Source organism: Pseudomonas laurentiana (assembly GCF_014648275.1).
Lineage (GTDB): Bacteria > Pseudomonadota > Gammaproteobacteria > Pseudomonadales > Pseudomonadaceae > Aquipseudomonas > Aquipseudomonas laurentiana.
The window spans coordinates 1-568 of sequence record NZ_BMQU01000171.1 but is presented as its reverse complement, the minus strand read 5'-3'; the positions used below and the strand labels follow the sequence as shown (position 1 = coordinate 568).

Sequence of the window (568 nt, the reverse complement as noted above, 5' to 3'; positions counted from 1 at the left end):
TACAGATTGGATGTGATCCCAAACATGATAGTACTTTTACTCTTACAGGATTTTTGATACCTACAATTATAGATACTTTGCAGTCCAAAGATTATCATTATGAGGATATTTGGTCCGAAGATGTCATTCATAAAGGTTATGGAGGGGTAGATTGTGTGGAAGCTGGGGGGCCGCCTGCAGGTGCTGGATGCGGGGGATATGTGGTAGGAGAGACTGTGAAATTGTTAAAAGAATTAAATGCATTTTACGAATATGATATAATCTTATTTGATGTATTGGGTGACGTGGTTTGTGGAGGTTTTGCTGCTCCGTTGAACTATGCAGATTACTGTCTCATTATTACAGATAATGGATTTGATGCATTATTTGCAGCTAATCGTATTACTGCTTCTATAAGGGAAAAAGCTCGTACACATCCACTCCGATTAGCAGGTTTGGTTGGAAATCGCACATCTAAAAGAGATCTTATCAATAAATATGTAGAAGCCTGTCCAATGCCCGTAATAGAAGTCTTACCTCTTATTGAAGATATTCGAGTTTCGAGGGTCAAAGGAAAAACCTTATTTGA

General features: G+C 38.2%; 1 protein-coding gene. It reads left to right on the top strand.

Annotated features, from left to right (window positions below; genetic code table 11):
- A partial coding sequence (gene bchL / locus IE038_RS25720) for a ferredoxin:protochlorophyllide reductase (ATP-dependent) iron-sulfur ATP-binding protein (RefSeq protein WP_189396438.1) occupies nt 1–568 on the top strand: 568 nt, incomplete at both ends.